Origin of the sequence: Desulfosporosinus orientis DSM 765 (assembly GCF_000235605.1) — a bacterium.
Classification (GTDB): Bacteria; Bacillota; Desulfitobacteriia; order Desulfitobacteriales; family Desulfitobacteriaceae; genus Desulfosporosinus; species Desulfosporosinus orientis.
Genome location: NC_016584.1, coordinates 342,907 through 361,437 on the forward strand (window position 1 = coordinate 342,907; position 18,531 = coordinate 361,437).

At 42.2% G+C, this 18,531-nt stretch carries 18 protein-coding genes; 15 read left to right on the plus strand and 3 right to left on the minus strand.

What is annotated here, in order from left to right:
• The first annotated feature begins 26 nt into the window (after positions 1-26).
• The 6 genes from DESOR_RS01785 (at position 27) to glmS (ending at position 8,664) form a co-directional block, all read left to right on the plus strand.
• Positions 27-1,049: a DUF1786 domain-containing protein gene (locus DESOR_RS01785; RefSeq protein WP_014182898.1), complete on the plus strand. Its 1,023-nt coding sequence runs from the start codon at positions 27-29 to the stop codon at positions 1,047-1,049.
• 106 nt (positions 1,050-1,155) lie between these two features.
• On the plus strand, positions 1,156-1,968 hold the full coding sequence (gene cdaA, locus DESOR_RS01790; protein ID WP_014182899.1) for a diadenylate cyclase CdaA: 813 nt from the start codon (positions 1,156-1,158) through the stop codon (positions 1,966-1,968).
• Positions 1,969-1,970: 2 nt separating this feature from the next.
• Positions 1,971-3,212: a CdaR family protein gene (locus DESOR_RS01795; RefSeq protein ID WP_014182900.1), complete on the plus strand. Its 1,242-nt coding sequence runs from the start codon at positions 1,971-1,973 to the stop codon at positions 3,210-3,212.
• A 67-nt stretch (positions 3,213-3,279) separates the two neighbouring features.
• Positions 3,280-4,881, plus strand: coding sequence for an NAD(P)/FAD-dependent oxidoreductase (locus DESOR_RS01800; RefSeq protein ID WP_014182901.1), 1,602 nt, complete (start codon positions 3,280-3,282; stop codon positions 4,879-4,881).
• Positions 4,882-4,978: 97 nt separating this feature from the next.
• On the plus strand, positions 4,979-6,316 hold the full coding sequence (glmM, locus tag DESOR_RS01805; protein ID WP_014182902.1) for a phosphoglucosamine mutase: 1,338 nt from the start codon (positions 4,979-4,981) through the stop codon (positions 6,314-6,316).
• 524 nt (positions 6,317-6,840) lie between these two features.
• Positions 6,841-8,664, plus strand: a complete 1,824-nt coding sequence (glmS, locus tag DESOR_RS01810) for a glutamine--fructose-6-phosphate transaminase (isomerizing) (protein ID WP_014182903.1) — start codon at positions 6,841-6,843, stop codon at positions 8,662-8,664.
• A 298-nt stretch (positions 8,665-8,962) separates the two neighbouring features.
• Here glmS and DESOR_RS01815 read toward each other — a convergent pair whose 3' ends face one another.
• Positions 8,963-9,247 carry an AzlD domain-containing protein gene (locus tag DESOR_RS01815; protein ID WP_242832435.1) on the minus strand — a complete coding sequence of 95 codons (285 nt, stop codon included), beginning with the start codon at positions 9,245-9,247 and terminating at the stop codon, positions 8,963-8,965.
• Between the two features lie 252 nt (positions 9,248-9,499).
• Here DESOR_RS01815 and DESOR_RS01820 point away from each other — a divergent pair, with 252 nt between their 5' ends.
• The 4 genes from DESOR_RS01820 to DESOR_RS01835 all read left to right on the plus strand — a co-directional run bounded on the left by DESOR_RS01820 (position 9,500) and on the right by DESOR_RS01835 (position 11,686).
• A complete protein-coding gene (locus tag DESOR_RS01820; protein ID WP_014182905.1) occupies positions 9,500-10,135 on the plus strand; it encodes a MarR family winged helix-turn-helix transcriptional regulator in 636 nt (211 codons plus the stop codon).
• Positions 10,136-10,225: 90 nt separating this feature from the next.
• Positions 10,226-10,531 carry a YtrH family sporulation protein gene (locus DESOR_RS01825; protein ID WP_242832436.1) on the plus strand — a complete coding sequence of 102 codons (306 nt, stop codon included), beginning with the start codon at positions 10,226-10,228 and terminating at the stop codon, positions 10,529-10,531.
• Complete coding sequence (locus DESOR_RS01830) at positions 10,528-11,001, plus strand: sporulation membrane protein YtrI (protein WP_014182907.1); 474 nt, start codon at positions 10,528-10,530, stop codon at positions 10,999-11,001. The genes DESOR_RS01825 and DESOR_RS01830 overlap by 4 nt, the downstream gene beginning before the upstream one ends.
• A gap of 133 nt (positions 11,002-11,134) precedes the next feature.
• On the plus strand, positions 11,135-11,686 hold the full coding sequence (locus tag DESOR_RS01835) for a prolyl-tRNA synthetase associated domain-containing protein (protein ID WP_014182908.1): 552 nt from the start codon (positions 11,135-11,137) through the stop codon (positions 11,684-11,686).
• Here DESOR_RS01835 and DESOR_RS01840 read toward each other — a convergent pair whose 3' ends face one another.
• Positions 11,687-12,295: a nitroreductase family protein gene (locus tag DESOR_RS01840; RefSeq protein WP_014182909.1), complete on the minus strand. Its 609-nt coding sequence runs from the start codon at positions 12,293-12,295 to the stop codon at positions 11,687-11,689. It abuts the gene before it with no gap.
• Between the two features lie 356 nt (positions 12,296-12,651).
• On the opposite strand from DESOR_RS01840, the gene DESOR_RS01845 reads away from it, so the two are divergent.
• The 3 genes from DESOR_RS01845 (at position 12,652) to DESOR_RS01855 (ending at position 16,298) form a co-directional block, all read left to right on the plus strand.
• Positions 12,652-13,272, plus strand: coding sequence for a DUF3786 domain-containing protein (locus DESOR_RS01845; protein ID WP_014182910.1), 621 nt, complete (start codon positions 12,652-12,654; stop codon positions 13,270-13,272).
• A 256-nt stretch (positions 13,273-13,528) separates the two neighbouring features.
• A complete protein-coding gene (locus DESOR_RS01850; protein ID WP_014182911.1) occupies positions 13,529-14,215 on the plus strand; it encodes a response regulator transcription factor in 687 nt (228 codons plus the stop codon).
• 7 nt (positions 14,216-14,222) lie between these two features.
• Complete coding sequence (locus DESOR_RS01855) at positions 14,223-16,298, plus strand: sensor histidine kinase (RefSeq protein ID WP_242832437.1); 2,076 nt, start codon at positions 14,223-14,225, stop codon at positions 16,296-16,298.
• On the opposite strand, the gene DESOR_RS27695 is transcribed toward DESOR_RS01855, so the two are convergent.
• Entirely contained in the window at positions 16,295-16,489 is a 195-nt protein-coding gene (locus tag DESOR_RS27695; protein WP_081468448.1) for a 4Fe-4S dicluster domain-containing protein, read from the minus strand. The genes DESOR_RS01855 and DESOR_RS27695 overlap by 4 nt on opposite strands.
• Before the next feature lie 139 nt (positions 16,490-16,628).
• Here DESOR_RS27695 and DESOR_RS01860 point away from each other — a divergent pair, with 139 nt between their 5' ends.
• Together DESOR_RS01860 and DESOR_RS01865 are read left to right on the plus strand one after the other, a co-directional pair.
• A complete protein-coding gene (locus DESOR_RS01860; protein WP_014182913.1) occupies positions 16,629-17,084 on the plus strand; it encodes a MarR family winged helix-turn-helix transcriptional regulator in 456 nt (151 codons plus the stop codon).
• Positions 17,081-18,514, plus strand: coding sequence for an MFS transporter (locus DESOR_RS01865; RefSeq protein ID WP_014182914.1), 1,434 nt, complete (start codon positions 17,081-17,083; stop codon positions 18,512-18,514). Before DESOR_RS01860 ends, DESOR_RS01865 begins: the two co-directional genes overlap by 4 nt.
• Positions 18,515-18,531: the final 17 nt, after the last annotated feature.

The window sequence follows — 18,531 nt, forward strand, 5'->3', positions numbered from 1 at the left end:
GTCCTTAGCTGGAGGGTTAATATTTAATGCAAGAAAGTATATTAGTAGTTGATGTGGGCTCAGGCACTCAGGACATGTTGCTGTATCAGCCTGGTAAAAACTTAGAAAACTGTCCGAAGTTTATCGTGCCCAGTCAGACTCAGATTGCCGCTGCAAAAATTCGAAAAGCTACCGCCCAGAGAAAGCATGTCTTTCTGCATGGTTTTCTGATGGGCGGAGGGGCTAATGGGGCAGCAATAAAAGCCCATTTAGCTTCCGGCCTCAACGCTTATGCTACTCCTCAGGCTGCACTTACCTTTAATGATAACTTGGCTGTCGTAGAGGAAATGGGGATTATCCTTTGTGATAAGGCACCGGACCCAGCAGTCCCCATTTGGCTGGGAGATATTGATAGGCCTGCTTTAAAACAAGCCTTTGCAGCCTTTGGCCTAGAGTATCCGGTAAAGACAGCGGTTGCGGTTCAAGATCACGGTTATAGTATTAAGGAAAGCAATCGAACCCTTCGTTTTCAACTTTGGAAAGACTTTGTTATGCAGGGGGGAAACTTAAAAAAGCTTGTGTTTAAAGAAGATATTCCGGAAGTCTTCACACGCATGCGTTCAGTTCGGGAGATTGTCCCGGGGGCAATCTTGACAGATACCGGTACGGCAGCGCTCCTAGGTATTATGGCGGACGATTATGTTAAGCCTCATTTGAATCAAGGAATTCTTGCAGTTAATGTAGGGAATTCACATACATTGGTTGCGGCTATTCGAGGTGAAAGGGTCTTTGGCATATTTGAGCAACACACCAGTATGCTCAATACAGAGTCATTATCTCAACTTATCCGACGGTTTCAGGCTGCTGAATTAACCAATGCCGAGATATACGAACAAGGCGGCCATGGAAGTGCCCTTCATCCGGAGATGAGTCCGGGCTGGAATTATATTGCTGTAACCGGTCCGAGAAGAAGTATGGTTAAATCACTTAACTGGTATGAAGCTGCACCCTATGGAGATATGATGTTAACGGGAAGTTTTGGGATTCTAGCAGGTCTAGAAATTACTTAGAAAAATATTTTTTATGGCAAGGACTTTTTACATATATGGAGAATTTAAACAGAGATGATTTTTGCTCTGTTGAATAGATATTTGCTTGAGAAATGGGGGGGGGACCATGGCCGAATTTTTATCACAATTTCGTAACTTTGAACCGCGGAGCGCTATCGATGTTATCGTGGTGGCAGTGGTCTTCTACCAGTTCTATATGCTCATAAAGCGTACTCGTGCCGTGCAGCTGGTTAAAGGGGTTATGGTCCTATTAGTTGTTTTCTTGTTGGCTAAATATTTTGAACTAACCAGTATCAGTTGGCTGTTGGATAAACTCTTACAGATGTTTGTCATAGCAATTCCAGTCGTTTTTCAGCCTGAATTGAGAAAGGCACTGGAACAGCTGGGGCGCGGGCGTTTTTTCACCCGGCATCCATCATCACCAGGCTTAGACAGCCTCGAGCAAGTGGCAGAGGAATTAGTTCGCTGTACTCAGGTCCTTTCTAAGAATCGGATTGGAGCTTTAATTGTCATTGAACGTCAAACAGGGGTTCAAGATTTTGTTGAGACAGGCATTAAAATTGATGGTATGGTTTCCTCGGAATTTTTGGTCAATATCTTTATTCCCAATACACCCTTGCATGATGGCGCTGTGATCATTCGTCAAGACCGGGTTGCTGCTGCCGGATGCTTCCTTCCCTTATCTGAGAATCCCAATATCAATAAGGAGTTAGGAACCCGCCATAGAGCTGCTTTAGGGCTTACAGAGATTACAGATGCCTTAGCACTTGTTGTTTCGGAAGAAACCGGGGCCATATCCATTGGCATTGATGGGGCATTAACACGCTTCACCGATGAAAAAACACTGCGTGAATTACTGTTGAGAGAACTTGAGATTAAGAGTATCTCCTCATCAGTCATTCCGTTTTGGAGGTGGTAGCTATGCTTGAGATGCTGCGGCGAAACCTCGTCGTCAAGGTGGTTTCATTTTTATTTGCCATCTTGTTTTGGTTGTTTGTTCAGAATCAAGGTACAACCGATAAGCTTATACCTGAGCAGACTCTGACAATTCCGCTGGTGGTGAGTGGATTAGATCAAAATATGATAGTTATGACCCAGCTTCCTTTAGTCAGGGTTCGTTTGCAGGGGATTAATCCTAGTGCCAACATCAAAGATATTTACGCTCAAGTCGATCTCTCTGCCGGAGTGCCGGGAAAAAGTAACTATAGCATTAAAGTTAATACCCCTCCGGGAACGAATGTGGTAGACTGGCAACCAGCAAGTATTGAATTAGAGCTGGATACTGTCCAAGAAAAAATGGTCCCCGTTCAGGCTGTAATTTCGGGGACACCGGCGGATGATTATCAAGTGGGCACTTCAATCATTAAGCCTTCAGCAGTCAATGTACGCGGGCCCAGTTCCTTGCTGGGAACGCTTGACAAAGTGATCGTCGAAATTAGTGTAACAGGAGCTAATGAGACAATTCAGGTTTCACGTCCGGTTAGCTTTCGGGATAAGGAAGGAAAGCCAATTTTTGGACCAAACCCAACTTTAGATATTTTAAGTTCATATCCAAGCAGTGTTGACGTTATCACACCCATTGTAGCTAAAGACCTCTCGACAAAAATGATTCCTGTAAAAGTAACCAGTAAAGGGACGCCTGCCCAAGGTATGGAGCTTCGATCCCTGGTCCCTTCGCCGGCCAGTGTTCAGGTCAGCGGGACACCTGAAGCTTTAAAGGGATTCGATTCCGTGTATATTGGTCCGGTGGATATCACCGGCCTTGGGGAAAACAAGACGTTCCAGATTCCTCTTGGAGAAGTTAAACTGCCCAATGGAGTATCCCTACTCAATGGGACAACCCTAAATGTGACGGCTCAGATTGAAGCAGGGCCGGTTCAAAAGAGTATTTCGGGGGTTCCTGTCCGCATTCACAATATTGGCGAAGGGTTAGAGTTAGAACAGGCAATTCCTCCAGTTGATATTGCAATTCAAGGTCTTGCGGAGAATTTGAAAGATGTCAAAGCAGAACAGATTCAGCTTTGGGTTGACGCCTCCGGTCAGGCTGCAGGCAGCTATACGGATGTTAAAGTCTTCTGGCAGCTCCCACCTGGAGTAACCTTAACAAATACTCCGCAAGTGAACTATACCCTTAAGACACACGTGGACACAGAACCAGAGTAACGTCACTGATGAAGCAGACGATGGCTTAAAGCGAATTAGAACACCCTGGGAAGTAGATGAAATATACGTGGATTTAATATGGTCAGATTTTAAAATTCCTGTCGAAGAGGACCCTTTCCTAACGACAAAAATGGCGCGTAAACTGAAAGTAGCGGAACAAAGTATAAGCGGTTTAAGTTTTCTCAGGCGTTCCTTGGATGCCCGCAAGAAACCCCACTTAGTTTACGTCTATACAATTAAGTTCTCCCTTGAGGTACCCAGAAGCGAAGGAAACCGAATTTTGGCTCGTGTTCCCGGATTAAAAGAGTCAACGGTTGAAGCTCCTATCTTTTGGCCGAAGCCGAGTAAGACTCTTTCCCATCGTCCTGTTGTCATTGGAGCAGGTCCGGCAGGATATTTTGCAGCTTTAACCCTCGCCCGCAGGGGGTATGCTCCTCTTGTTCTGGAACGGGGAGACTCTCTTGAGGAGCGAACTCGTAAAGTTAAGAGGTTCTGGGAGATGGGAGCCTTAGATTCTGAAAGCAATGTGCAATTTGGTGAAGGCGGGGCCGGGACATTTTCTGATGGTAAACTAACGACTCGAATTCAAGATCGACGAATTTCAGAAGTCTTAGAAACCTTTGTTAAGCATGGAGCTCCTGCTGAGATCCTTTTTTTGGCTAAGCCTCATATTGGAACAGACATTCTAAAAGGTGTAGTTAAAGGTCTGAGGCAAGAAATTATTGCCCTAGGCGGTGAAGTTCGGTTCCGAGCGAAAGTAACGGGATTTAAGACTTCGTTAGGTCGTCTGCAGAAAATTATTGTCAATGGGGAAGAAGAAATCCCTGCTGAAGCAGCTATACTGGCAATCGGGCACAGCGCTCGTGATGTTTATCAGTACTTATATGATCAAAACATTGCTTTAGAAAAAAAATCCTTTGCTATTGGCGTGCGTGTTGAGCACCCACAGGCACTCATTAATTTGTCACAGTATGGCGTTGAGCAGCATCCTCATGTGGGAGCGGCAGATTATCAACTTTCTTATAAAGATATAAAGACCGGCCGGGGAGCGTATGCTTTTTGCATGTGCCCCGGAGGGCTGGTTGTGGCGGCCGCTTCGGAAGAAGGTGGGGTTGTTACCAATGGTATGAGCGGATATGCTCGGGATACGGGAATTGCTAACAGCGCCATAGTGGTCACTGTTGGGCCGGAGGATTTTCCCACGGCGCATCCCCTGGCCGGTCTTGAATTTCAAAGGACTTGTGAACATAAAGCATTTATAGCCGGCGGATCGGATTATAAGGCACCGGCGCAAAGAGTTGTTGACTTTTTAGAAGGACGTGTCACGGACTTTTTTGATCTCTCACCCACATATAATCCAGGAGTTAAACCGTATAACCTACGTGAGGTATTGCCTGCCACTGTAGGAGATGTCTTAGAACGGGCGCTTCGAGTTTTCCATGGCAAAATAAAAGGGTTTGCCGGGGAAAGGGCGACATTGACAGGGGTTGAGACAAGAACAAGCGCCCCTATTCGCATTGTACGCAACAGTCAAGGGGAATCCTTAAACTTGGCTGGGCTCTATCCGACAGGAGAAGGGGCAGGGTATGCCGGGGGAATTACAAGTTCGGCCGTTGATGGAATAAGAATTGCCGAATTTCTTATGGCGCAATTTGCTCCAATAGAGTAAACTAAGGTAGTTGATCCGTATTTATAAAGAGAATATTGAAACTAAGAACATTTTTATTAAGACGTAATATACTAGATAGGAAGGGAGGGAATACGATTTGGATCGACTCTTTGGAACGGATGGGGTTCGTGGAGTGGCTAACAGCCAGTTAACCCCTGGCCTTGCTTTTCAGCTCGGGCAAGCAGGCGCCTATGTACTTAGCAAGGAGCATCCGCACCCCCGTATCGTGATTGGCAAGGATACTCGGATATCCGGAGATATGTTGGAAGCGGCACTTATCGCTGGGATTTGCTCAGTTGGAGCAGATGTTCTGAAAGTAGGGGTAATGCCAACCCCAGGAATCGCCTTCTTAACCAGGACACTAGATGTTAGTGCCGGTGTTGTGATTTCGGCATCTCATAATCCAGTCCAGGATAACGGAATTAAGTTTTTTGACTCTACAGGGTATAAATTGCCGGATGCTATCGAAGATGAGATTGAAAGAATCGTAATCAGCGCAGAAAAGCCTTGGGACCCACCGACGGGCGGAGAGGTCGGAAGGGTTATTGAGGTAACTGATGCTGAGTCCCGTTATAAAGATTTCTTAAAGTTTACGGTTGGACGCTTGGATGGAATTAAAGTTGTTTTAGATTGCGCTAACGGAGCGGCATCCTTTGTTGGACCAAAAGTGTTGGAAGAAGTTGGCGCAGAGGTAATCCCTATCTGTAATACTCCGGATGGAGTGAATATCAATGCAGACTGTGGGTCTACTCATCCGGAAGGCTTACAAAAAGCAGTTCTTGAGCACAAAGCGGATCTGGGGCTGGCCATGGATGGAGATGCAGATCGCCTCATCGTTGTTGATGAAAAAGGAATCATCCTTGACGGAGACTTTATCATACTTATCTGTGCTCTGGCTCAAAAGGCCAAGGAGAAATTAACTCAAAATGCCGTAGTGGTAACAGTCATGAGTAACTTAGGTCTGCATCTTGCTCTCAAAAAGGCAGGAATCGAGATTTATGAGACCCAGGTTGGGGATCGTTATGTCATGGAGGAACTAATCCGAACCGGAGCACAGCTTGGGGGAGAGCAGTCAGGACATATCATTTTCCTTGACAAGAATACAACAGGTGATGGATTATTAACTGCTCTGCAGTTATTAGCGGTAATCAAAGAACGGCAGCTTCCTCTTTCTGAGCTGGCCGCTCAAATGCAGCGTTTGCCTCAGGTTCTCCTTAATGCCAGAGTTGAACATAAGGAACGATTAATGAAGGATACTCAAGTGCTTGCTAAAGTGTATGAAGCAGAAAAAGTACTTAACGGCAATGGCAGGGTATTAGTGCGTCCGTCCGGAACAGAATCTTTGATTCGAGTCATGGTTGAAGGACCGGACCAAGAAAAATTAAAAAATATAGCACAAGAAATTATTGACACGATTATTCAATGTGATGCATAAAATACCAATAGATATTTTTTAGATTTTGTCTATAATGGTTCATGTGCCTTTTGTAATGAGCTACTTATGAAAAAAGGCACATGAACATAACAAAATCTAAAGATCATAATCGTAGAGAAAAAGAGTTTTGGAGGAAGGGATGGTGAAAGATTGGTTTAATTAAGATAAAGATAATCAATTGCTAGGTGGACGGTTGGATCAGCAAAGGCAATAATCGAAGCGCCAGGACCTTATTATCATAAGTATGATTGAGGTCGACGAGGAAGAGGGTTATCGAAACATTCGGCGGATCCCTCTCGGTGGCTTGTCGCCGTAAAGCTTGCTTAAAACCAGAGAGTAATTTTTGGGACAAAGGTAAAGCTGACAAGACAAGGGGAAAAGTGTGTTTAATTTGATCCCCCTTGCTTGTGTTGCCTAGAATCTGAATCCTGAAAGTCGTCCATCATTGGACGGCTTTATTATTTTTAGGTAAAAATTTGTTTGGAAGTAGTGGCTAGCTTTAGATTGAGAGGAGACAATTATTTATGTGTGGTATCGTTGGATATATTGGAAAACGGGTTGCAATTCCAGTTTTAGTTGATGGATTAAAAAAATTGGAGTATCGAGGATATGATTCAGCGGGGGTTGCTGTTTTGGATTCTGAGCAAATTGTTGTTTCTAAAAGTGTTGGCAAGTTAGCTGCCTTAGAAGGAGAACTTGGCCAGAATTATTCCCAAGCGTGTATCGGAATCGGACACACCCGCTGGGCAACCCATGGCCGACCTTCACAGCTTAATGCTCATCCTCATTGTGATTGTAAGCAAGATTTTGTGGTAGTGCACAATGGAATTATCGAGAATTATTTGGAATTAAAGGATATGCTCATAGAAAAAGGGCATAGCTTTACATCGGAAACGGATACAGAAGTTTTGGCCCACTTGCTAGAGGAGTACTTTGATGGAAACCTTGAAGGAACTATGCGGAAAGTTCTCAAAACAATTCGGGGGTCCTATGCAGTAGTTGCCCTCAGAAGGCAGGAACCCGATAAGTTAATAGCAGCCCGTAAAGACAGCCCGATGGTAATTGGTCTGGGCGAGGGAGAATTTTTTGTAGCTAGCGATATCACGGCAATTCTAAACTATACTCGTCAAGTTTATATTTTAGAGGACGGCGAAATGGTGACGATTACTGAAGATGGAGTTCAAGTCTCTGATTTCGAAGGCAGTCTGCGGGAAAAAGAGGTCTATGAGGTCAAGTGGGATGCAGTAGCTGCTGAAAAAGGTGGCTATGAACACTTCATGATCAAGGAAATTCATGAGCAGCCTAAAGCCTTGAAGGACACCATGTTAGGTCGCCTGGAAGAGGATAGAGTTGTCCTTCAAGAAGTGGATTTAACCGTAGAAGAACTTGCCCAAATTAACAAAGTTTATATCGTTGCCTGTGGTACTGCATGGCATGCCGGGTTGGTTGGCAAGACTTTGATAGAACGATGGGCATATCTGCCTGTTGAAGTAGATATTGCCTCTGAATTCCGCTATCGTTCGCCTTTGGTGGATGAGCATACGTTAGTTGTTGTGGTAAGTCAGTCCGGGGAAACCGCAGATACTTTGGCGGCTTTGCGTGAAGCTAAAAATCGTGGGGCACGGGTGGTTGCTGTTACCAATGTTGTAGGGAGCAGTGTTTCCCGGGAAGCTCATGATGTGATTTTTACTTGGGCAGGACCGGAGATTGCGGTAGCTTCTACGAAGGCTTATACCACACAGTTAGAGGGAATGGTGTTGCTGGGGCTTTACCTCGCTCAAGTCAAAGGAACTCTGTCCTCCGAAAAGATCCGAGATATTATCTCGGCATTAAAGGATATCCCTGCGAAGGTTCAGGAATTATTGAATCATGAGGGGCTTATTAAGGAACTTGCCAAGTCCTTTACTAAGGTGGAAAATACCTTCTTTATTGGCCGCTCATTAGATTGGGCAGTTGCTATGGAAGGCTCCTTAAAACTTAAGGAAATTTCCTATATCCATGCTGAAGCCTATGCTGCCGGAGAGTTAAAACACGGCACATTAGCTTTAATCACAGAGGCAACGCCGGTGGTTGCATTAGCCACTCAGCGGGATGTGTATGAGAAAACTATTTCTAATATTAAAGAGGTTAAAGCGCGGGATGCTAAAGTTGTGGGTCTAACCTATGCCGGAAACATTGACATGGAGAAATCCGTCGATAGTGTTATATATATACCTGAAACTATTGATGAACTTTCACCAATTCTCACTGTAATACCTCTGCAGCTTCTGTCCTACTATGTATCTGTAGCCAGAGGGTGTGACGTTGATAAACCAAGGAATTTAGCCAAGAGTGTTACTGTGGAGTAGGGGCAATGATTGACGCGGAGAATAATATATATATATATATATATATATAATTGTTAGTGTATTTGTAAGCTAGAACTTGCCATTAATGCGTATGAGTAGTAAAGCCTGTGGGATATCCAAAGTGATTTGGATATCCTACAGGCATTTTAAGTTCCGCTCTCATATATCTATTGGGCTTACGGTTCTGTAAGATTTGTATCGTAATCGCATCGGCCGACTAAGAGTCAGTTTCTGATAGCGAAGATGAGGATATGGAGAGATTCCGGCGGGAATTACAAGAGCCTATAGATTAGGTACCTCAAAGAAAATTTAAGAGAAATATTAGAGACATTCCAATACCTAAGGTAGCCAAAATATTATGGCTTTTATAGGCTACAAATGCGGCTGCTATACCCGCAATCAGGTAATGATTGTTTAGACTAATATCCAAGTAGCCTTTAGAAAGAAGTAATGTGGGTACGATTAAAGTCGTCAATATGGCTAGAGGAACATATTTTAACCATTTATGCAGCCCTGCCGGTATCCCTGTCAATCGGAACAGTGCTAGAGCTCTGAATCTGGTGAAGTATGTAACAATGACCATGTTTACCATCCTCCTCCAATAGGCCGCCCATCAAACTAGCGGCCAGGCAGGCGATAATAATGTACCATTTTCCGGGCAGAAATGCACAGCCTGCTTCACTGTGGCCGATTATCTAACTGTTTATAATTTCAGAGAATGTATTTAGGCAAGAATTTTTTAAAGGTACCTTAAAAATTATTGACAAAATACAAAGGCACTTTTATACTTAAAACAAGTAAGGTACCTTTGCATTTTGGGAAGGAGATCTGATCTATGTATCAAGAAAATAATAATAAGTACGATTTGATTGAGCAATTTACACGCATTGAGTGGCTGCTTCACCGCTATCATCAGCAAAACCATACCCAGCATGGACCCATGGGAGATCCACGCAGAGGGCAAGGAAGAGTCCTGGCAATTCTTAAGATGAAGCCTGAAATCAGCCAAAAAGACTTATCCTATTTACTGGATATCCGTCAACAATCCCTGGGAGAGCTTCTTTATAAGTTGGAGAAAAACGGATACATTACCCGCACACCTTCGGAAACTGACCGTCGAGTTATGAATATTCAGCTCACGAAAGAGGGAGCTGAAGCAACTGGGCAGGAGTTTAGCTTTGAACTGCTGTTTGAATGTTTGAGTGACGATGAACAACAAACTTTGGGCAGTTACCTCAGCCGCATCATTAAAACGATTGAAGCTCAGCTTAGTGACGAACAGCCGGAAAGAGACTTCGACCCCCGCTTTCAGGGAGGACACCACTTTGGCCGTTTTGGTCACGAGTTTCGGGGCAGAGGATTTGGGCCGCGTCATGAAGAGGGGCATCACGGCGATCGAGATCATGGTCCTCGTTTTGAAACGGGATGGGGGCATTCAAGGCCCTTTGGGCGCTATCCTTATGAAGAATAAAATCTCATAAAACAATAAAGAGATCATATACCTTATTAGGAGAGGGCTTCTTAAGGTATGGTGATGATATTGTATGTTCTATTTAGCAGTATGATAAACCATTTTTTAATCTCTTTCGGTGTTGTTGTTGGTGCGAGCATCTTTGGTGGGATTGGAGCTGTGCTAACGAATGATCCACCCTTGAAAGCAATGCTTGATATCGCCAGTTCTATAAAGATTTGGGCGATAGCGGTAGCCTTAGACGGAACGTTTTCATCCTTTGCTGCCATCGAGAAAGGCTTATTTGAAGGTGAGGTTAAATCTATTGTAAAGCAAGCGATTTATGTTCTTACGGCTTTGTTGGGAGCAAATACAGGTTATAGTGTTATTAAGCTAATCCAAAGGTGCACCGAATGAAACCACTAACAAAAAATGGCTTGAAACTAAAGTCTTGTTTTTTTGCGGGAATAATCGTCGGAGTAATAATTGGTGCTGCTGCACTGAATATCGTCATAAGTAATAGGATGGATTCTTTTTATAAACAAATTGCCTATCTTGAACAGATAATTCAGGATAAAAACGCGATACTTGAGAAGTTCGAAAAAAACTTCAATACGAGGAGTCTCAGAATTAAACGTATTGACGTCGTCTTAGATTTTAGGGGAGATGAGATTGATAGGATAAATATTGAAAAAAGTATCAAGGATAAGTACAGTTCACTACTTGGCAAAGAGGTCAATAGTATTGACCCGGAATTAATCATTGAAGTAGCAGACAAAAGAATTTTGAAGATTCAAGGCAAGGAGTATAAATTAAAAGCCAATAAATTGATCATAACTGAGGTTATGAAGATTTGGATCGGTATTGAACCGGTAACTGGGCCTTGACGGATAGCTTAAACAAAAAGGCTTGGACCTTCATTTAAAAATTATAAGGATCCAGGCCATTTGTAATTACTTTTCTTTTGTGAGGCGGATAAAGTATTATAATGTTAAAAAACTAAGGCGAGAAGGGTAACCTATGCAAGGCATAAAAATAAACCGTACTCTATATACATCAAAGCCCAGCGAGGCAAATCGTACTAAGAAAGAAATGGAGACTTATGATCTCCTGGAGAAACTGGGGATTCACTATTTTAGGATAGATCATGAAGAAACGCCGTCTATAGAAGTTTGTAACGAAGTTGAAAAACTTTTAGACATCGAGATTTGCAAAAACCTTTTCCTATGCAATTCTCCCAAAACCAGCTTTTATCTCCTGATGATGCCAGGCCGAAAAAAGTTCAGAACCAAGGATTTATCCCGACAAATTAATTCATCCCGATTATCCTTTGCCGAGGCTGAAGATATGGAGAAGTATTTGAACATCATTCCCGGGTCAGTTAGTGTTTTGGGTCTGATGAATGATGTAAACCGATGTGTCAAACTGTTGATGGATAAGGAAGTTTTGAAAGCTGAATTCATCGGCTGCCATCCTTGTGTTAACACTTCTAGTTTAAAGATCAAGACATCAGACCTTTTGACGAAGTTTTTGCCCTATACCGGACATGAACTTACAATTGTGGAATTATGATCAAACCTCTTTAAGCAGGATTTGATTTATATCGATGCGCGGCCGGGGATTTGGGCTTTGGTCAGGATAGCCAAGAGGCAGTAAGGCTACGACATTATAGTTCTCGCCTAACCCTAAAATTTGTTTTACTTTCTCTTGATCAAACATCATAACCCAGCATGTGCCAAGGCCTAAATCCACTGCGCGCAAGGTAATATGATCGATGGCAATAGCAGCATTTAAACGTAAGTAGGCTTCGGCAGTGGCTTTGTCCATGGGACTGCGTTTGACATAGCTTTCTGTATCTATAGTTTCCAGAGGAGTGTCTTTGAAGGCTCCGGCCTCCATAAGTTCCCGCGTACGATTTCCCAGACCACTAAGAGACTCTGTGTCCACACAGCAGGCGAGAATGACGGGTGCTTGGCTGACAAAGGGTAAAGGAGTAGCTTCGCTCAATTGGGTGCGGGCGTTTTCACTTTTAATCACGACGAAACGAGTAGGCTGTAGATTGCTGCCGGATGGAGCGAGCCTGGCAGATTCTATAAGTTGGGTAATGTGTGATTCTGGGATAGGTTCTGGTTTGAATTTTCGGATGCTCCGCCGAGCTTTCATTGCTTCTAATAATTCCATTTCGACTACCTCTTTTTCGTTTGATATTAATAGCTCTATGAGTATTGTATAGGGGAATAGTGTATGGCTGTTCTTCCGGGTTAACGATAGTATTAGAAATGCAATAGCTGCTTATGCAATAATAGTTATTAATGAATGGATCAAGACTATCAGACGAATCTTGACAGCGAGGGGCATAGAGTTATATATTTCTAATGCTCACCGAATTAGGCAAGGCGACATTAGCGAGTGCGGAGGGATTATGGAGGGAAGCGCAAGCCTCCTTGGAAAATTATTTGGGGGTCGATGAATTAGATAACCTAAAAAAATTACTAGCCAAGCTGGAAGGGATAACTAAATGAAAGGGTGGGCGTGAGATGGAAACAAATTACCGAATTGCCTATGATAAATACTGGCAGGATATTAAAAAGATGGTGCCGGAAGATATCGCAGCGCACCTTGACGTAACCTACTTAAAGGATACCCGACAATTTATAGTGACGTTTTTTGACAAAGAGTATTTTGTTGATTACGATACGGAAAGAATCTATGGAAAAGTAGATGGGCGTGTTCCAGACATTAACGCAGCAATTATTATACTTAATTACCTTGCTTATGCTAAACCTCCTCGGGAAGGTGATAATAAGTGGGTTAGTCTGAAAGAATTGCCCAACGGCGGAATGCTCTTTTATCCTGCCTTTCATAAAGATTCCATCTTAGGTCTTGTTAAAGCTTTTGGGCATCAGTCTGAAAAATTATTAGAGTGTTCAGCTCCTTTAGGGGGAGTTTCTGTGGAGTTTGGAGATGCGTCGGCTGTGTTTAAAGCCTTTCCCGAAATTCCTTTGTGTGTGATTGTTTGGGAAGGGGATGAAGAAGTCCCTGCCAACGCCACGATTTTATTCCAAACCTCCATAGAATACCGGCTGCATATTGAAAGTTCTATTGGCCTTGGCACGTATCTGGCAAGTCAGTTAAGGCGGAGGGCAAAATTATCGTAGCTAATAAAAAAGAAGTTCCATTATGTAAGACTAGACTCCTGTCGCAGAGAAACACTGATCATTCTGCATCAGGAGTCTAGTTGTTTTTAGCTGGCTGCCCTCGTCTAAAGGACTTGTCGGAAAGTTTTTAATAACTTAAGAAGTTCTTAAGAATTATATTAAGATTTTCGTAAGATTTAGTTGATATCATTTCCTTGAAGTTAATAATAAGGGTGTGATATTAATTGTATCAAAGAAGCTGTGGGAGTGATACATCATGAATATCTTAGTTTGCGATGACGATAAAGAAATATGCGATGCCATAAAAATTTATTTAGAAAACGAAGGGTATAAAATCCTTAAGGCTTTTAATGGAGCGGAAGCTTTGGAAGTGATTGATGAACATGAAATACATCTTGTCATTATGGATATAATGATGCCTCAAATGGATGGGTTAAGGGCGACAATGAAGATTCGAGAAGATAATAATATTCCCGTTATTATGCTTTCGGCGAAAACAGAAGATACCGACAAAATACTTGGCCTGAACATGGGGGCGGACGATTATATAACGAAACCCTTTAACCCGTTAGAGTTGATTGCCCGAGTGAAGTCCCAGCTGAGACGATATACAACCCTAGGGAGTCTGGATACCAAGAGTAATGTTTATAAAACTGGCGGGCTTGTTATTGATGACGAGCTGAAAACTATTACTGTGGACGGTGATGAAGTAAAATTGACCCCCGTTCAATATAAAATACTGAGACTTTTGACGGCGAATGCCGGAAGAGTCTTTTCCATTGATGAAATCTATGAGAAAGTATGGAAGGAAACAGCTTTTTGCCCGGAAAACACAGTAGCCGTTCATATCCGAAAAATCAGAGAAAAGATTGAGATAAATCCTAAAGAGCCTAAATATTTAAAGGTGGTATGGGGAATTGGATATAAGGTGGAGAAAATATAGCCGGTCCATGGTAATGAAGATAGCAGTTTTCTTAATTGCAGTACTTAGTTTTAGCAGTGCTGCGACAATGTTTTTAAATGTAGTTGTCCTTCATAGGGGAGATTTTGATATTGTTTTTGAAGACAGTTATTATCAAAGCCGGGATTACGGGCTTGCCGGTACAAATATCATTAGAGACCTCAAAACAATTCAGAGATTAAAGAATAAAGAAACTATCTTATCCGGTCAAACTCTTGACCAGGAGAGAATTAAAAATGCGGAAAACCAACTCTTTAATGAGTTTCAATATAACTCAAACAGCTATAACCCAAATGGAAAATATCAAGATAATTACAAGACCTTCTTAGAAGTCTATGCCGACAAAATTACCCAAGCAAAAAATGAGCTGATAAAACAAGATCTCAATGACTATAACCTGGCGCTGCAAGATTTAGCAAACTATCAGGGAATCATCTATTTTGCTAAGAAGGGTGAAACTGAATATACGAATAGCCCGAATAAAGCCAGAGACTATTTTAAGGCCCAGCCGTCATATATACTGTGGGATGGTTATGAAAGTGAAGTTTTTCCGCAAGAAGTTAAAGACAATAACCGGTATTATTGGCTTATTTCTAACAGTAATGATATTGAACAGCAGGATATCATTTATGTTGCCTATACAGATGAATATATCAATCCTAAACTTGTTGAATGGCAAGATAATAAGCAGTTTGCCACCCATAGTCTTTTTCAGTTAGGAGGACTACTACTGGTTCTGGCTGCGGCTTTGCTCTATCTAATGGCAGTCATAGGAAGGAATCCTCAGGAAGAAGATGAAGAAATTCATTTAAATGTTTTAAACCGGATTTATAATGACGTTAATATAGGCCTATGTATTTTGTTAATTGCTTTGTGGGCTGCAGCTGTTAGTCAACTGGAACAGTATAAAAGCTATGAACTTTTCTTTTTTATAACTTTGTTAATCAGTAGCCTGGGCTTATTACTGTTTCTATCCTTAGTAAAACATCTTAAGAACAAGACCTTTATAAAGAACACCTTGGTTTATAAAGTGGTTTATAAATTCATATATAAATTCGTTTTTAGAGTGGCTTATAAAGTAGTGACCTTTTTCAGAGATGTATATAATAGCGGAAGCACAGGGGTAAAGGTCATCTTAATTGTTGTGGGTTATCCTGTGCTCGCAGCAATAACTTTTTTTATCTTCCCAATAACTCTTGGGGCAGCAGCGTGGCTTGCTCTAAGGAAAGTCAAGGAATTCAATACGATCAAAGAAGGCGTGAAAAGAGTCAAAGAAGGGGATATCCACCACAGCATTAATATAGTGGGTGAAGGAGAGTTTGCCAGTCTTGCTGCAGATATAAACAGCATCACTGACGGTCTGTATAAAGCTGTTGATAATGAAATCAAGAGTGAGCGGTTAAAAACTGAATTAATTACCAATGTATCTCATGATATCCGAACTCCTTTGACCTCTATTATTACTTACGTTGATTTATTAAAAAAGGAGAAGGAACCGGCAAAAATCGAAGGGTATTTGGAAATCATTGATCAGAAGTCCCAGCGCTTAAAAGTTTTGACGGATGATTTGTTTGAAGCGGCTAAAGCTTCCAGCGGAAATATCCAGGTCAATTTTGAAACTATTAATCTTATATCTCTCATAACCCAAGGTTTAGGCGAACTGGATGACAAAATTCAAGAGCGGCAGTTAGATTTTAAACTTAGTTATCCCAATGATAAATTAATGATTAGTGCTGATGGCAAGTTGTTATGGAGAGCTATCGAAAATTTGTTATCCAATATTTTTAAGTACGCTCTGCAAGGGTCTAGAGTCTATATTAATATTGCCAATTTAGAGAGTGAGGTAGCGTTAACGATTAAAAATATCTCGGCTTATGAGCTGAATATCTCTTCTGATGAGCTTATGGAACGGTTTAAAAGAGGAGATGAATCCAGAAGCAGCCAAGGCAGCGGCTTAGGGCTATCCATTGCCAAAAGTCTAATCGAACTGCAAAAAGGAAGTTTTAATATAGAAATTGATGGTGATTTATTTAAGGTAAACATTCAATTACCCCAGGCAGATTAGGAAGGCGTTGACCTGCTTGTGATGGCATGCCGTGGGCAGACCTTTTGGCAGGCTAAGCAGCCTTTGCAGTTTTCCGGATGGTTAAGGCGGACGTTACGATGGGCAAAGAAATGGATTTTCCCCAGCACGTCCTTAGGGCAAGCTGAGAGACATTGCCAACAGCCAATACATTGTCTGACGTTGATGCTGATTCAGCCATGATACCGTTGATTTACTTCGAGAAAAAGAAAAGGAGTTGGTTGCAAATACAACTAACTCCTTTTATAATTATCATAAATGTTGCATCTGCAACTAATTGGTTTTATTTTTGACATATGAGGAGATGCAAACTTGAAAAATCACGAGGGTTCAATTGTAAAGTGTAATTCTGTTCTTTACCGGTATGGACAATCTTATATCTCTAAAAGGTTAGAGTTTTTAAATATAGGCAGTGGTCAATATGTGTTTCTAATGACCTTATTTCGTACGGGAGGGATTAGTCAAGAGGAACTATCCAAGTATTTAAGAATCGACAAAGGAACGACAGCGAAAGCGATAAAAAAGCTGGAAGAGGCAGGTTATGTAATACGAGAAATTGACTTAAGAGATAAACGGGCTTATAAGGTCTATTTGACACCTAAAGCTGTAGAGGTAATCTCCACCATACAAGCGGCTGCTAAAGAGTGGGAGAATATTATAACCTCCGGTTTATCAGAAGAAGAAAAACAGTGGGTGGAGAAAATTTTATTAAAAATGTCGGAAAACGGATATAACTTTAAGTTTGAAGATGAGGAGATAAACGAATGAAAAGGATGGACTATAAATGGAAAGCCCTTTCCTGCACTTCCTTAGGGGCTTTGCTGTCAGTATTAAGCAGCAGCACTTTAATCATTGCTCTGCCCGATATCATGAAAGAATTGAATGCGAGTATGAATACTATCATATGGACGGTCATGATCTATATGTTAGCAATAACCATCCTTGTTCCTTCAATCGGCAGGATTGCGGATATGATCGGACGTAAGAAGCTTTTTGTAAGTGGGTTTGTGGTATTTACCATCGGCTCGGTTCTATGTGGATTTTCAGAGACGGCCTGGGAGCTTATTCTTTTTCGGTTCGTTCAATCCATCGGTGGGGCACTGCTACTAGCAATAAGCACCCCTATTGTTACGGATGCCTTTCCTAAAGGGGAGCTGGGTAAGGCCTTGGGAATTAATGGTATGATTATAAGCGTTGGCTCGGTCATCGGACCTATCCTTGGGGGAGCATTTGTTTCGATTGGCTGGAGATGGATATTCTATATTAATCTGCCTATTGGACTATTTGGTACTTTATGGGCATGGATACAAATTGAAGAATTGGAGAAACTTCCTTTAAAGCAGAAATTTGATTGGCTGGGAACCTTCTCCTTTACCATTGGAATGCTTAGCTTGTTGGTTGCTTTAACCTTAGGGGGCTTTAAAGGATGGATGAACTTATCAACCCTTGGGCTATTTGCCTTATCTCTCGTATTTATGATTCTATTTATTAATATTGAAAGCAAACTAGAGCAGCCGATGCTTGACTTAAGCCTTTTTAAGAGCCGGATGCTGGCCTTTGCTTTCTCCAGTAATCTATTAAACGGGATAGCTCGTGGGGCTGTAACCTTTTTATTGGTCTTTTATTTTCAGGGTATTAAAAGCATTGACCCTATCAAGGCAGGAATACTCCTGACTCCCTTTGCCCTATCCATGATGATCATGGCCCCTATTAGCGGCAGGTTGTCGGATCGCTACGGCTCGAGAGGGCTTAGCTCTTTAGGACTTCTAATATCCGCGTTGGGACTAATAGGCATGATGGAAATTAAAGCGACGACTTCCATAACGGAATTGGCCATCTGGATGTTTATTTCCGGGTTAGGGTCTGGTATGTTTTTCTCCCCTAACACAAGTGCTATTATGGGGGCTGTCTCACCCCAGAGACGAGGGATAGCGGGCGGTGTGAGAACCATGATGAATAACGCGGGTAGTGTTATAAGTTTAGCAATATCAATGGCAATCATATCCTCAAGCATAACGCCGGAAGCCCTGCAAGGGTTGTTTTCAGGAACCCAGGTTGGCTCCCAGGGTATAGCTGTAGCCGAATTTATTTCTGGGTTAAGGGCTGCCTTTACAATTTCCTTTATAGTTAGTCTGATCGGTGCGGTTATTTCCTATATGCGGGGCGGCGAGAAATCTCATTTGGCAGCGGAACATTAAGAATGTCACCCACCGAT